Below are 13,786 nucleotides of genomic sequence, written 5' to 3'. Positions count from 1 at the left end.
ATCATGCCCGCACCTGTGCACGGCGCGCAAGCTCCGATGTATGTGAGCCGGCTCTGGGGAGAGAAGACAATGATGAAAACTGACGCTGCCGAAATGCCCGCCCGCGCCAAAACAGGCATATCCCGCCGCAACCTGTTTGCTCTGGCGGGAGCATCGGCTGCCGTGGCCGCGACTCCTGCCTCTGCACGAACATTTGGCACCGGCTTTACCCATGGCGTCGCCAGTGGGGAGCCGCACTCGGACAGCGTCCTTTTGTGGACACGGTATGTTGGTGAGGTGGATACGCTCACCTGGAGGATATCAAAGAACGCTGACCTCTCTCAGCCAGTGAGTGAAGGGTATGCGCTTGTCACAGAACAGCGCGATTACTGCGTTAAGGCGATCGCCAAAGAGGGGCTGGAGCCGGACACTTGGTACTATTTTCAATTCGGCGCGCCGGATGGCACTCAATCTGAAATTGGCCGGACTCGCACTTTGCCGGAAGGGCCGAAAAGCAGTTTCAAACTCGCTGTCTTCTCATGCTCCAATTTCGGCTTTGGCTATTTCAATGCCTATGCCCATGCGGCCGAGGCTAATGACTGCGACCTAGCGCTGCATCTTGGCGATTACATTTACGAATATGGTGCAGGTACCTATCCGTCGGCGGGTGCAGCGGTGGCGGAACGAGTACTGGCCCCCGAAAGCGAGATTGTTGCGCTGGCGGACTACCGGCTTCGCTATGCGACATACCGCGCCGACCCAGATTTGAGGCGGCTGCATCAGGTGATGCCGATGATCGCGGTTTGGGACGATCACGAAAGCGCCAATGACAGCTGGAAAGACGGCGCCCAAAACCATCAGGAGGCAACCGAAGGCGATTGGGAGGTGCGCAAAGCAGTGGCGAAGCGCGTTTACCGCGAATGGATGCCGGTTTCGGATGAGCCCTATGCTGCCTATGACATTGGCAATCTGGCGACTCTGTTCCGGCTCGACACACGGCTGGAGGGACGCGATGAGCAGTTCTCTTTGCAAAAGGTGTTGGAGGGTCAGGAAAATCCCGATGCGATGATCGCTGCGCTGACGAAGTTTCGCGAAGGCGAATGGGCCGATCCCGAGCGGCAATTGATGGGCGAGGCGCAGGAACAATGGCTTGCGGATGGGCTGGCCCGGTCAAAGTCAGACGGCACCGTATGGCAGGTGCTGGTCCAGCAAGTGCTGATGGGTAAACTCTCTGCTGCGCCCGATCTGCTGGACATGCTGGGCGAGGGCATACCGCCCTTTGTGCGCAACCGTGTCGCGGCATCGGCCATGGCAAGTCAGGCTGGTCTGCCGCTCAATATGGACGCTTGGGACGGCTACCCCGCCGCGCGTGACCGCGTGTTTGAAAGCGCGCTCGAAGCGGATGCGAACCTGTTGGTGCTCGCTGGTGACACACACAATGGCTGGGCATTCGAGCTTGGCCATGAAGGTGAGAAAGTGGGCGTTGAGCTCGGCGTGTGCTCGGTGAGTTCGCCCGGTTTCGAAACCTATTTGCCTGTGATCGCACCCGATAAAATGGCGAGCCTAGTGGTGCGCGCCAATGATGAATTGAAGTGGGCGGACACATCGCAGCGCGGCTATATGGCGGTCGAGCTGACGCCCACCAAAGCGATCACCGAATACCGCTTTATAGCGGGCATCAAGACGCGATCGACCCGCCTCGCGGGGACGAAGCGGGTCGAAAGTGCGGCGGGGTCGCACTCACTGAAGACGTAGTGGCTCAGTCGCGGCTGAAGATTTCTTCGATGGGTAAGCCGAAGGTTTCGGAGATCGTGAAGGCCAGCGGAAGCGACGGGTCATAGCGGCCCTTTTCAATCGCATTCACACTCTGGCGGCTCACGCCGAGTCGTTCAGCCAGATCCTGCTGCGACCAGTCCCGCTCGGCGCGGAGCACTTTGAGGCGGTTGTTCATCAAAGCTCTCCGACGGTTCCATATTGAACTTTGTTGAAGATTGCGCCGATGCCGATCCCCAAGAACCAGACTATGGGCCACCAATACGCGTCAATGTGGGGGACTTGGCCAAAGCTTTCGAGAAAGCCCCAGATCGCTGCGGCAGAAAAGGCAATCGCGGTCGCGATGAGCGCCTGGCGAACCATCAGCATTCGCAAGAACTCATCCTGCTGCTCGGCCAGATACTTGCCCATCGCCCAGAAATAGAGCGCAATCGCAAGGCCCGGAACCAGCGCAATGATCACGCTTAGAACGGTCACCGGATCGCCATCGTCAATCAATTGGCTCGCTGCGAAAACCGCCCCGATATAGGCAACGCTGACCACCAACATACGGATCAGGTAATTGCGCGTTGCATTGCCCACCTCTCCGCGTGAAGCGGCATTGGCAGAGGCATTCAGCCCGGCCTTCGCAAGAGGGATCATTGAAAGCAGGATCAAGCCGTTGGCGATCAGCGGGTTTTTCACGTCAAGCAAATCGATTGCGACCAAAGAACCGATCAGAAAGGCGAAGAAGACGACAAACCACGGCAAGACGGGTTTGCACTTTGTTTGAGTCCGGGCACCGCTCATTGCAAGCATCCCCGTACACAAGGCGAGTCCGCTTGGAGCGAGCCCCATGCTGCGCCGCTGAGACCGGAAATAATGCCAAAGCTAGCGGCATTGCTCAGTCCATAAGAGGCGGAGATCAGCGCGGCTGCGATGATGATCGCGGCCCAGATCAATGCTTGTGTTGTACGTGTCATTCGGAAAGCTCCCTTTCACTTATGGAAAGCACACTTGTCATTGATTCGCATGAATGTCAAGCTAACTTTCCAATATGGAGCGGGTGCTTTCCGTTTTGTGGCGCTCGTGTGCTGGGTGGGTGACAACCGCGCCGCGCATCGCTATCTCGCTGGCCATGGCCAACCGTGTGACGACCACCACCACTACCACCACCCCGGTTTTCCGGGGCCGGTTGCTGTTGGTCTGACCCAGCCACACCCGCGCCCCGGACTACCGGTTTCGGGCGGCGCGGTGTCAGCTTCCTGAAATCTGGAAATATCAAGGCACCTCTCTTCAAGCGCGTGCATGAGTGTGCCATGGGCGCAAGGGAAACGAGACGGAAGAACAATGACCGAACTGCTTAAGATCAGCCTGCCCGATGGCTCCGTGCGCGAAATGGAGCCGGGCAGCACTCCCGCTGATGTCGCTGCTGCGATTGGCCCCGGCCTTGCGAAAGCCGCGCTCGCGGCGCGTGTAAACGGTGAGGTGCGCGATCTTGGCCGTCCATTTGAAGGTGACAGCGAGCTCGCTTTGATCACCTCCAAGGACGAGGAAGATGCGCTGGAACTGGCGCGGCACGATTTTGCCCACGTCCTCGCCGAGGCGGTGCAGGCGCTCTATCCAGGCACGCAAATCACATTTGGTCCAGCGACCGATGACGGCTTCTATTACGACGTGATGGCACCGGCCAGCCGCGAACCGTTCAGCAGCGAAGACCTGCCCGATATCGAAGCGAAAATGCGCGAGATCATCAAGGCGGACAAACCGCTGCGGCGCGAGGCTTGGTCACGCGCGGCCCTGATCCAAAAATGGGAATCCGAAGGCGAAACGTTTAAGGCCGAATGGGCCAAGGAACTGCCCGAAAACGAAGAACTGACGGTCTATTGGTCGGGCGATGACTGGCTCGATATGTGCCGCGGGCCGCACCTGCCCTCCACCGGGAAACTCGACCCGCAGGCGTTCAAGCTGATGCGGGTTGCGGGCGCATATTGGCGCGGTGACCAAGCAAATGCGCAGCTGACGCGTATTTACGGCACGGGCTGGCTCAACAAGAAACAGCTCAACCAGCACCTAATGCGGCTCGAAGAAGCGGCCAAGCGCGATCACCGTAAACTCGGCCGAGAGATGGACCTGTTCCACCTCTCCGATGTCGCGCATGGCAGTGTGTTCTGGCATCCGAAAGGCTACCGCGTCTGGCGCGAGCTTGAGAGCTATATGCGCCGCAAAATGGATGGCGGCGGCTACCGCGAGATCAAGACACCGCAGGTCATGGATGCGCGCCAGTGGGAGCAATCCGGCCACTGGGGCAAATACCGCGAGAACATGTTTGTGATCCCCGACGAAGTGCCCAACACCGAAGATGACGGGCCTGTTATCAGCGGCGAAGCCGACTGGATGGCGTTGAAACCGATGAACTGCCCCGCGCATGTTCTCGTCTTCAAACAGGGCATCACGTCATATCGCGATCTGCCGATCCGCCTTGGCGAGATGGGCTGCTGCCACCGTAACGAGCCGCATGGCGCGCTGCATGGCCTGATGCGGGTGCGCCAGTTCACTCAGGATGATGCACATATCTTCTGCACCGAAAATCAGGTGGTCGAGGAAGTGCGCAAGTTCTGTGAAATGGCCGACGCCGTTTATCAGGATTTCGGCTTCAAATACGAAATCAAGCTCGCGACCCGTCCTGAGCAGCGTTTCGGTTCCGATGAGGATTGGGACAAGGCCGAGCAGGAATTGCGCGATGCCGTCGCAGAGGCAGGCATGGCGACCGAAGAATTCGGCTGGGAAGAACTGCCGGGCGAAGGCGCGTTCTATGCGCCGAAGCTGGAATGGCACCTGACCGATGCGATTGGCCGGACATGGCAGGTTGGCACGATCCAGTCCGACCGCGTTCTACCCGAACGCTTGGATGCGACCTATATCGGCGAAGACGGCGGCAAGCATCGCCCCGTCATGCTGCACCGGGCGATCTTCGGATCGTATGAGCGCTTTATCGGCATTCTGATCGAGCACTATGCTGGCCGTCTGCCGGTATGGCTTTCGCCCGTCCAAGCCGTTGTCGCGCCCATCGTGTCCGACATCGATGGCTATGCCGAGCAGGTCGAAGCCAAGCTGACCGCAGCGGGCCTTCGCGTGAAGAGCGATCTTCGCAATGAAAAGATCAACTACAAGGTGCGCGAACACAGCCTCGCGAAGGTTCCGCACATCCTTGTGGTCGGCAAGCGCGAAGAGGAAGAAGGCAAGGTTACGATGCGCACATTGGGCGAAAAGGATCAGAAGGTCCTGACGCTGGACGAGGCGGTCGCCTTCCTCAATGCAGAAGCCACCCCGCCGGATCTGCGCGTCTAACGGTCCAGACGGGGCGCATGGAACTTCTCGCCAGTTTTGGGTGGGCTCAGATCGCGATTGCCGTGATCGCCACTTTTGCCTCTGCCTTTGTGCGGGGGATGGCGGGGTTCGGCATGGCGATCCTGCTGGTTCCGATCCTCGCGCTGGCGCTTACGCCAATCGAGGCGGTGCTGATCATCAATTTCCTCGCGCTGTTTATCGGACTGAGCGAGCTGCGCATGTTCCTGAAACATGCTGAGAAATCGGCTTGGGTGATCAGCGGGCTGGTTCTGATCACCACCGCACCCGGGCTGATTGCCTTGGCAGCAACGCCGCCTGATATTGCGCGGCTGCTCATTGCGCTCGTTGCTCTTTCGGCGTTTGTCCTGATCCTGTTGCCCACTCGCGAAGCGAAGATGCCGGGCGCGGCGACCACGGTCGGAGCCGGAATTATCAGCGGCCTGTTGACGGGCTTTGCAGGTATGCCGGGGCCGCCGGTCGTACCCTATTATGTCGGGCGCAAAATCGCGCGGGAGATTGCCAAGGCATCCATGCTGGCGATCTTCACAGTTGCGGCTTTTGCGGGGCTGGCGTCAGGCTATGCGATTGGCGAGCTTGAATTGCGGTTGCTGTGGCTCGCGCTGCTCCTGTTTCCTGCTGTGCTGCTTGGCAACTGGCTGGGCAGTTTCGCTTTCGGCAAAGTCAGCGATACCGTCTGGCGCAGCTTTGTGGCGTTTGTTTTGGCAGCAGCAGCGCTCGCTGCACTGGTCAAGCTGCTTTACTGAACCTGCTATTCGAGCCAGCTCGCGGCCAGCACTTTTCCGCCATTCGGAACCCGCAAAACCAGCGCATAGCGATCCGCGCCTGCGATCGATAGCTGACTGGCGGTAAGCACATGGCTTGCTTTTCCACCTGACCAGTTGGAGATGCCTCGCTCTGAAATGTGCACGTTCGTGTAGGTCAGGCTGCGGCCTTGATTTTCACCCCGGCCGATATCGATCTTTTCTTCGGTAGAAACGCCGATCAGCATCAGCTCCGCAGAACGGCTTGTGGTCCCAGCAACACCGATGGAGAAACCGCGTTCTGATGAACCGCGCACCCGAATGGCAGCAGCCGGTTTTGAACCAATTCGATTGACGAAACCGCGCACCGCTCTCTCGTCGGAACCGACTTCTCCTAGCGAGCCAGCAACAACAATTTGCGGAGTGTAAACGCCATTGTATCCGCCAAGGCCGCGACGAGCATAGCTGCGCTGTAATGCGGTGTTTTCCGCTTTGCCGAACGTGTCTTTCCATCCAAGTCTGTCCCAATAATCGACCGGCCTGGAAATCACCACGAGGTCGTCCTCCCTTGCCAATCGTGCCGCCAATCGATCGGCGGGCGGACACGAAGAACAGCCCTGGCTGGTGAACAGTTCGATCAGAACGGGCTCACCCTTGTGCGGGGCGTAGCTCGGTTGGGCGCTTCCGGTTGGAATACCAATGGCCCAGACCAGCGCGACGGCGCAAAAGCCCAAAAGAGTAAAGGTCAGGGTTCGGGATGTGCGCATGAAATCACCTCGATAACATCTCGAAGATTATTCGCGCGAAACCCGCCTGTGGTTACAAACCTACCAATGACGGGTTTTCGGAGATCGCTTAAAGCGGAAGCGGCTGCCCGGCGAGGATCAAAGCCACACCGCAGCCCAGCACGATCACGCCGCGAACCATTTCGAGCCGGCGCGCATGCGCAGATTCAAAGGCTGTTCTGGAAAGGGTGATCGCTTTGGTCATGCCGACATTCTCGCGGCAAAACCCTAACGAGGTGTTAAGATTATGTACGCGTGCTGGGCATTTGCTGGCTGGCGCAGTGAAAGCCGCCGCCACCTGCGAGCACAGCATCAGCGGCCAGTCCGACAGTTGCCCGATCGGGAAAGAGGGCGGCAATCGCGGCAACACCATCCGCATCGTGGGGTGAGCCGAAGGTTGGCACCACAACAAGATGCGTCGTGATCGCGAAGTTGACGTAGCTCGCTGGCTCGACCGCCCCGTCGCGGATGATCAGGCCAGGAGAAGGTATGCGGACGACTTCCATGCCAAACTTCTCTGCGCGCATTGCTGCATCGGCATAGATCTCTGCGTTGGGGTCGTCTTCGCCGGTCGCTTCGGGAACCACCAAACGGTTCGGCCCGACAAAGCGCGCGATATTGTCGACATGGCCATCGGTATGATCGTTGATCAAGCCGTCGCCCAACCACAGCACGCGATCGAAGCCGAGCGCTTGTTTGAGCTCAACCTCAATATCCTCCCGTGTCATGGCTGGATTGCGATTGGGATTGAGCAGGCACTGTTCCGTCGTCGCGACAAGGCCGGTTCCATCCCCATCAATCGCGCCGCCTTCGAGGATCATTGAAGACGTTTCGATCGGCAACCCGGCATCGCGGGCCAGTTCCGCCCCGATGCTTTCGTCGCCCGGCATCTCATATTTGCCGCCCCAACCATTAAAGCCGAATCGGCGCGCCGACTCCGCGCCATCTTCGGCAACAATCAGCGGCCCGGTATCTCTCAGCCAGACATCGCCATAGGCGCGCTGCTCAAGCGTGACTTTGTCGCTTACCAATTCGCGGGCTCGTGCTGCATTGGCATCGTCCCTGACCAGCAGACGAACCTCTTGCCCGCTGTCCGCAACCGCGCTGGCAAAATCGGCGATCTGCTTTTGCGCAGCCTCCAGATAGTCCGGCCATTCATCGGCCAGATGCGGAAAACCGATCCATAGCCAGTCCTGAGGTGCCCATTCGGGCGGCATAAGGGTGGCCATGGATCGGTTCTGTTCGTTTCAGTCGCTTTAGGGTCGTTTCAGTGGCCCCTCAGCAGCCCTTTTCGGCAGCGGCACAGCTTTCATCGCGGGTGGCTTTGAACTCGTCGCCCTCGTTCCAGTTGGGCCAGCTGGTGCTCATCGCCATGCTGCGGCCAAGACGATACATCAGCTGAAGATCGGCCATCACACCGGACCAGTCCCACTCCTCGTTGAACTCGTCTTTCGGGCCGTGATACCGGTTCGCACGGTAATCATCCGCAACCGCTTTACCCGCTTCGCGGCCGCCATCGATCAGGTCTTCACCGCCATCGACATACAGCATCGGAACGCCCTGCTTCGCAAACGCGAAGTGATCGGAACGGTAATAATACCCGGCTTCCGGGCTCGGATTTGGTGTAGCAACGCGCCCGTCCGCAACCAAAGCCGCTTCAAGGAACAAGTCGAGCTGTGATTTGCCCGGGCCGACCACCGTCACATCTTTGGATGGGCCCGCGACAAGAAACGCGTCCATGTTCACGCCGCCAACGGTCTGTTCGAGTGGGAAGACTGGGTTCGAGGCGTAGTAATACGCGCCGAGAAGACCGGATTCTTCGGCTGTCACGGCAAGAAACACGAGGCTGCGGCGCGGCGCGCCCGCTTTGACGTGCGCCTCTGCTAGAGCGACGAGCGCTGCTGTGCCGGTCGCATTGTCGACCGCGCCGTTGCAGATATCATCGCCATCGGGTGCGGCTGGGCAACGGCCCAAGTGATCCCAGTGCGCGGTGTGGATGACATATTCGTCTGGCGCTTCGCTTCCGGGAAGGATGCCGATCACATTCTGCGATTCAAATGTGCGAATGTCGTTTTCAAAACTGGTCGAGGCGGTCATGCCGAGCTCCACCGCTTTGAAATCCGCTGTTTTTGCAGCGGCGGTCAGCTCGTCGAGATCCTGACCTGCAGCGGCTAGAACTTCGCGCGCAACCTCTTTCTGAATCCATCCGTTCATGGTTGTGAAGGACGGCGCATTTTCGCCGCGCTGGGGGTAGGCTTGTGGGCCCTGCCAGCTGGATTCGACCACGTTCCAGCCATAGCTGGCCGGTTCGGTGTCGTGGACGATCAGGACGCCAGCCGCGCCCTGACGCGCGGCTTCCTCATACTTGTAAGTCCAACGACCATAGAACGTCATCGCTCTGCCGTTGAATGTGCCGTCGAGCCCTTCTGTTTCCCAATCGGGGTCGTTGACCAAAACGACGACGGTTTTACCGGTTACATCGACGCCTTCATAATCGTTCCAGTCGCGCTCTGGCGCGTTGATGCCGTATCCAACGAACACCATCTCGCTATTGGCAAGCTGGATATTCGCCTCTTCCCGATAGGTCACACCAACCCATTCGCTGGCAAAATCATAAACGAGATCGGTCTCACCATTGGTGATTGTAAGCGGCGCGAAGTTCTTGCCTGTAATTTCGACAAGGGGAACTTCCTGCACCCAGCTATCGCCATTGCCCGGCTGAAGCCCGGCAGCTTCGAACCGCTCCGTGAGAAGCGCTACGGTCTTTTCCTCGCCCGGTGTACCCGGCATGCGCCCTTCGAACTCATCGCTGGAAAGCTCGCGGGTGATGTCGACCATCGTCGCTTCGGACAGCTCGCCTGCTTCCACGTCAGGAATATCGAGATCAGCGGTCATTTCGCCGCCCATCATCATGCCGTCACAAGCCGCTAGAGTCAGCGCACCTGCGGCAAGGGCGCTTAAGGCGCTCATGCGTTTCATCATCGGGGTTGTCCTCTCGTCAAAAATAGTAAGCCGCCTCTCTTGCAGAGCATTGGGGGCACTGCAAGAGAGAGCGGGATGACTGCGGATCAGCAACCAGACTGGAGCGACGCGCTGAGGCGTGCGGAGGCGCATGCACCGTTTTTGGCGCGCGCGCTTGAGAGACAGCCTGAGCTGCGCGAATTACTAGCGGCGGGAAATATCGATGCGGCTCTTGTGTGGACGCAGAAACGCGGTGTGCATGAGGATGTGGGTATCGGGCTGCGCCGGGAACGGTTGGCACTCGCTACGACGTTGGCGATTGGCGATCTCGCCAACGCACTTTCGCTTTCGAGGGTCGTCGCGGAGCTAAGCAACTTTGCCGACAGGGCTTTGGATCGGGCTATTAGAGCGGCAATTGATGATCGTGTTGGTGAAGGCGAACCGGAGGGGTTTTTCGCGCTCGCGCTTGGCAAGCAGGGGGCAGGGGAACTCAACTACTCGTCGGATATCGACCCAATCCTGCTGTATGATCCGGCCACTCTGAGATGCCGTGAGAACGATGATCCGGGCGATGCGGCCCAGCGCTATGCGCGCCGCGTTGTCAAAATACTCGGCGAGAATACTGCAGAGGGATATGTCCAGCGCGTCGATCTGCGTTTACGCCCGGCGAGCGAAATCAGTCCGATGGCCGTGCCTGTCGGATCGGCGCAGGCGCATTATCAGGGCGCAGCGCTCGCTTGGGAACGGGCGGCCTTCATTCGCGCGCGAGCGGCGGCTGGTGATGTCTGTGCTGGTGAAAGGTTCCTCCAGGCAATCCGGCCGTTTGTGTGGCGCAGCGCGCTCGATTTTGGCGCTGTCGAAGAAATCCGCGCGCTGACATTGCGCATTCGAGAGAGTTATGACGGCCCTGTTCGGCCAGGTCCGGGCTTTGATGTGAAGCGCGGGCGCGGGGGCATCCGAGAGATCGAGTTCTTCGCACAGACACATCAATTGATACACGGAGGTCGGGATCTAAATATAAGGGTCAGTGGCACACGCGCGGCGCTCAATGCGCTCGCTGCAGCCGGGCGGATTGAAGCGGATCACGCTAAGGTGCTGGGCGATGGCTATGACCGGATGCGCACAATCGAGCATAGGTTGCAGATGGTGAACGACCGTCAAACGCACACACTTCCCGAGGGGGAAGCGCTTGATAATGCAGCGCGGCTCGACGGGCTATCGGATGGCGCAGCACTGGTCGCAGAGCTAACCGCACTTACCGATCAAGTGGGCCAAATATACGAAGGTTTGATCGGACAAGCAGACCCAACCCAGGGTGCGGTTCCTGAGCAAAACGAGCTCGTCCGGCAGCTCGGTGAGCAAGGCTTTGCTGATCCTGAGGCATTGGCAAAACGGATCGAAGGCTGGCGCGATGGCAGGTTTGCATGTTTGCGTTCCGAAGCTGCGATTGAAGCCTTTGATCGACTGTTTCCGACCTTTCTGACTGTTATCGCTGCAAGCGACGCCCCTGAACTCGCGATCACCCGCTGGGAAGGTATTCTCGATGGAGCGACTTCTGCCATAACGCTGTTCCGACTGCTTGCCGCCGAACCCGATGTGCTGGAACGCTTGGTTGCCACGCTAACATTGACGCGGACTTTATCAGACGAACTCGCTCGTGGCCCGGAATTGCTCGACACGTTGCTTGATCAGAGCGCGCTTGAATTGCCCGGATCGGTCGAAGAAATCGCTGCCAGTATCAGTCAATCGATGATCCGACCCGACTATGAGGCTGCGCTCGATGCGATCCGTTCGGTCACTGGCGACATACGCTTTGCGTTGGGCGTGCAACTGATAGAGGGCATGACCGATCCGCTCGATATTGCGCGCGCTTTATCGCGGACGGCTGAGGCTGGATTGCATATTGCGATGCGGGAGACCGAAGCCGAATTCGCTCGTGCACATGGCCGGATCAAAGGCGGCGAATTGCTGGTCCTTGGCCTTGGAAGGCTGGGCGGCGGTGCGCTCACACATGCCTCCGATTTGGACATTGTGTATCTCTTTACCGGGGATTTTACTGCGCAATCCGATGGTCCACGCCCGCTGGGTGCCACGCAGTATTTCAACCGCTTGGCGAGCCGTGTCACTGCGGCGCTTTCGGTGCCCACAGCGCAAGGCGCTCTATACGAAGTGGATACGCGACTGCGGCCTCAAGGTGCGCAAGGACCGCTTGCGGTTAGCTGCGATGCCTTCGCCAAGTATCAGCGCGAGACTGCCTGGACATGGGAGCATATGGCGCTTGCCCGCGCGCGCGTGCTGACCGGATCTGATGCGGCGCGCGCTGATCTCGATGGCCTGCTGGAAGAAGTGCTACAAAGCAAACGGGACCACGCTCAGTTGCAAGAAGCGGTCCTATCGATGCGCGCCGAAATGGCCAAACACAAGCATCCGCGTGGGATCCTGGATGTGAAGTTGCGGCGCGGCGGATTGGTCGATCTTGAGTTTGTTGTGCACTATCTACAGCTGAAGGGTCGGATGACAGACGGCTCCATACTCGTCGAAACGCATCCGGATGCTTTTGACCCTGACTTGGGTACAGCTGTTCGGGCCCTGATTTCGGCTGACTTGATGCCTGCTGAAATCGGTCGGGCGCATGATGTGATGACGCGGGCGCTGGTTGCAGGGCGTTTGCTTGCGCCCGATACTATGGAGCCTCCTGCGAGTGCCGCGCGAGCCTTGGCACGGGCATGCGGCGAAAAGGATTTTGTTGCCTTGCTCGAAGCTCTCGAACAGGCGCGGCAAGAAGTCGCAGAGGTTTGGAACGCGATCTTCGGTGAAGCGCTATCTCTCGAAGACACAAGTCATGATGGAATGGAGTGAAGTATGAGTGATTTCCCCGCAGTGGGCGACGCGATGCCGGATATTGAAATGGGCACCCCTGAGAGGGGCACCGTCAAAGCATCCGATTTCAAGGGCAAGAAGCTGGTCGTGTTCTTTTATCCGAAAGACAACACGCCCGGCTGCACTACGGAAGCGAAAGATTTCACCGCGCTCAAAGCGGACTTCGATGCGGCTGGCACCGAACTGCTCGGTGTGAGCAAAGACAGCGCGAAAAAACACCAGAATTTCATCGCCAAACATGGCCTGACAACACCGCTCGCCACCGACGCGGAAGAGGGTGGATTGTCCGATGCGCTTGGCATCTGGACCGAAAAACAGATGTACGGGAAAACCTATATGGGCATGGTCCGTTCGACCTATCTGGTCGATGCTGATGGCAAGATCGCGCAGATCTGGAATAAAGTGAAAGTCAAAGGCCATGCCGAAGAGGTGCTGGCCGCTGCAAAGGCACTCTGATCCAAACTATGCAAAGCCTGTCTTCCGCCATTCAAGCGGCTTTGATGACCGCCGATCCGCGCGCCAAATGCTTCGCGACCCGCGATGTCGCGCGGCGCTGGCGGCGAGGTGATCTGGAGTGGCGCTTTGACGTCACAATGCCGGAATACCCCGCCCGCCCTGACACGCCCGAACTGCTTGATCCAAAGAAGATGCCTAAGCGCGGCAAATTCGGTTCAGACCGTGCGCGAATCGCACTGTGGCATTCGCTCGCCCATATAGAATTTGTCGCGATTGATCTGGCGCTTGATATGGCTGGGCGCTTTGGTGAGGAAATGGGTGAGGAGTTCGTTGCGGACTTCCTCTATGTCGCTGCCGATGAAGCGATGCATTTTGCTCTGCTCGACAGAAAGCTGAAAACCCTTGGCAGCCATTACGGCGCATTGCCGGCCCATGGGGGGTTATGGGAGGCGGCGCATACAACCCGGCATGACGTCGCGGCTCGCCTCGCGATTGTGCCAATGGTGCTGGAGGCGCGCGGGCTTGACGTCACGCCTGCCACTTTGGAGCGCGTGCAGAGTGCGGGTGACGAGAACGGCGCAAAGATTTTGACGCGCATTCTTGACGATGAAATTCGGCACGTCCGATTCGGGACAAAACATTTTCTGCGATGCGCCGAAAACCACGGAAATCCGCCAGAATCGATGTGGAAAACTCTGGTCCAGCGCTATTTCAGAGGGGCGGTTAAGCCGCCATTTAACGACTCAGCCCGTCTTGCAGCCGGTTTATCGCGCGAATTCTACGCGGAAGTTGCGCTTTAAGATTTCGGCCCGATAACTCCGCTCTTACAAGTTTTGACAGGCCTATCGCCGGTTTGAACGA

General features: G+C 58.8%; 14 protein-coding genes. 7 read left to right on the top strand and 7 right to left on the bottom strand.

Annotated elements, in window-relative coordinates:
- Positions 1 to 69: 69 nt before the first annotated feature.
- Entirely contained in the window at positions 70 to 1,734 is a 1,665-nt protein-coding gene (locus MWU39_RS13260) for an alkaline phosphatase D family protein (protein WP_247160620.1), read from the top strand.
- Positions 1,735 to 1,738: 4 nt separating this feature from the next.
- Here the strand turns inward: MWU39_RS13260 and MWU39_RS13255 are convergent, their stop codons facing one another.
- From MWU39_RS13255 to MWU39_RS13245, 3 genes are read right to left on the bottom strand one after another with little or no spacing between them, the layout of a single operon-like run.
- Positions 1,739 to 1,930 carry a helix-turn-helix transcriptional regulator gene (locus MWU39_RS13255; protein WP_247160618.1) on the bottom strand — a complete coding sequence of 64 codons (192 nt, stop codon included), beginning with the start codon at positions 1,928 to 1,930 and terminating at the stop codon, positions 1,739 to 1,741.
- A complete protein-coding gene (locus tag MWU39_RS13250; protein WP_247160617.1) occupies positions 1,930 to 2,541 on the bottom strand; it encodes a hypothetical protein in 612 nt (203 codons plus the stop codon). Before MWU39_RS13250 ends, MWU39_RS13255 begins: the two co-directional genes overlap by 1 nt.
- Positions 2,538 to 2,714 carry a hypothetical protein gene (locus tag MWU39_RS13245; protein ID WP_247160616.1) on the bottom strand — a complete coding sequence of 59 codons (177 nt, stop codon included), beginning with the start codon at positions 2,712 to 2,714 and terminating at the stop codon, positions 2,538 to 2,540. Before MWU39_RS13245 ends, MWU39_RS13250 begins: the two co-directional genes overlap by 4 nt.
- Positions 2,715 to 2,763: 49 nt before the next feature.
- On the opposite strand from MWU39_RS13245, the gene MWU39_RS13240 reads away from it, so the two are divergent.
- The 3 genes from MWU39_RS13240 to MWU39_RS13230 all read left to right on the top strand — a co-directional run bounded on the left by MWU39_RS13240 (position 2,764) and on the right by MWU39_RS13230 (position 5,846).
- Complete coding sequence (locus MWU39_RS13240) at positions 2,764 to 3,000, top strand: hypothetical protein (RefSeq protein WP_247160615.1); 237 nt, start codon at positions 2,764 to 2,766, stop codon at positions 2,998 to 3,000.
- Positions 3,001 to 3,081: 81 nt separating this feature from the next.
- Positions 3,082 to 5,082, top strand: a complete 2,001-nt coding sequence (gene thrS / locus MWU39_RS13235) for a threonine--tRNA ligase (protein WP_247160613.1) — start codon at positions 3,082 to 3,084, stop codon at positions 5,080 to 5,082.
- A 17-nt stretch (positions 5,083 to 5,099) separates the two neighbouring features.
- The gene (locus MWU39_RS13230; RefSeq protein ID WP_247160611.1) at positions 5,100 to 5,846 is read left to right on the top strand and encodes a sulfite exporter TauE/SafE family protein; all 747 of its coding nucleotides are present in this window, start codon (positions 5,100 to 5,102) and stop codon (positions 5,844 to 5,846) included.
- 5 nt (positions 5,847 to 5,851) lie between these two features.
- Here MWU39_RS13230 and MWU39_RS13225 read toward each other — a convergent pair whose 3' ends face one another.
- The 4 genes from MWU39_RS13225 to MWU39_RS13215 form a co-directional block, all read right to left on the bottom strand.
- Positions 5,852 to 6,610 (bottom strand): DUF1223 domain-containing protein, encoded by a 759-nt coding sequence (locus MWU39_RS13225; RefSeq protein ID WP_247160610.1) that lies wholly within the window; start codon positions 6,608 to 6,610, stop codon positions 5,852 to 5,854.
- Between the two features lie 88 nt (positions 6,611 to 6,698).
- On the bottom strand, positions 6,699 to 6,833 hold the full coding sequence (locus MWU39_RS14580) for a hypothetical protein (RefSeq protein ID WP_281501234.1): 135 nt from the start codon (positions 6,831 to 6,833) through the stop codon (positions 6,699 to 6,701).
- 40 nt (positions 6,834 to 6,873) lie between these two features.
- On the bottom strand, positions 6,874 to 7,857 hold the full coding sequence (locus MWU39_RS13220) for an agmatine deiminase family protein (protein ID WP_247160608.1): 984 nt from the start codon (positions 7,855 to 7,857) through the stop codon (positions 6,874 to 6,876).
- Between the two features lie 49 nt (positions 7,858 to 7,906).
- A complete protein-coding gene (locus MWU39_RS13215) occupies positions 7,907 to 9,610 on the bottom strand; it encodes a M28 family metallopeptidase (RefSeq protein WP_247160606.1) in 1,704 nt (567 codons plus the stop codon).
- A 75-nt stretch (positions 9,611 to 9,685) separates the two neighbouring features.
- Here MWU39_RS13215 and glnE point away from each other — a divergent pair, with 75 nt between their 5' ends.
- Genes glnE through MWU39_RS13200 form a run of 3 tightly spaced genes read left to right on the top strand, consistent with a single transcriptional unit; the run spans position 9,686 to position 13,725 of the window.
- Positions 9,686 to 12,448 (top strand): bifunctional [glutamate--ammonia ligase]-adenylyl-L-tyrosine phosphorylase/[glutamate--ammonia-ligase] adenylyltransferase, encoded by a 2,763-nt coding sequence (gene glnE, locus MWU39_RS13210; RefSeq protein ID WP_247160605.1) that lies wholly within the window; start codon positions 9,686 to 9,688, stop codon positions 12,446 to 12,448.
- A 3-nt stretch (positions 12,449 to 12,451) separates the two neighbouring features.
- Positions 12,452 to 12,925: a peroxiredoxin gene (locus MWU39_RS13205; protein WP_247160604.1), complete on the top strand. Its 474-nt coding sequence runs from the start codon at positions 12,452 to 12,454 to the stop codon at positions 12,923 to 12,925.
- 8 nt (positions 12,926 to 12,933) lie between these two features.
- Positions 12,934 to 13,725, top strand: coding sequence for a ferritin-like domain-containing protein (locus MWU39_RS13200; protein ID WP_247160603.1), 792 nt, complete (start codon positions 12,934 to 12,936; stop codon positions 13,723 to 13,725).
- Positions 13,726 to 13,786 lie beyond the last annotated feature (61 nt).

The organism is Erythrobacter sp. F6033 (assembly GCF_023016005.1).
Classification (GTDB): domain Bacteria; phylum Pseudomonadota; class Alphaproteobacteria; order Sphingomonadales; family Sphingomonadaceae; genus Erythrobacter.
The sequence above is the reverse complement of the archived record's forward strand: the minus strand, read 5'-3'. Positions and strand labels throughout refer to the sequence as shown.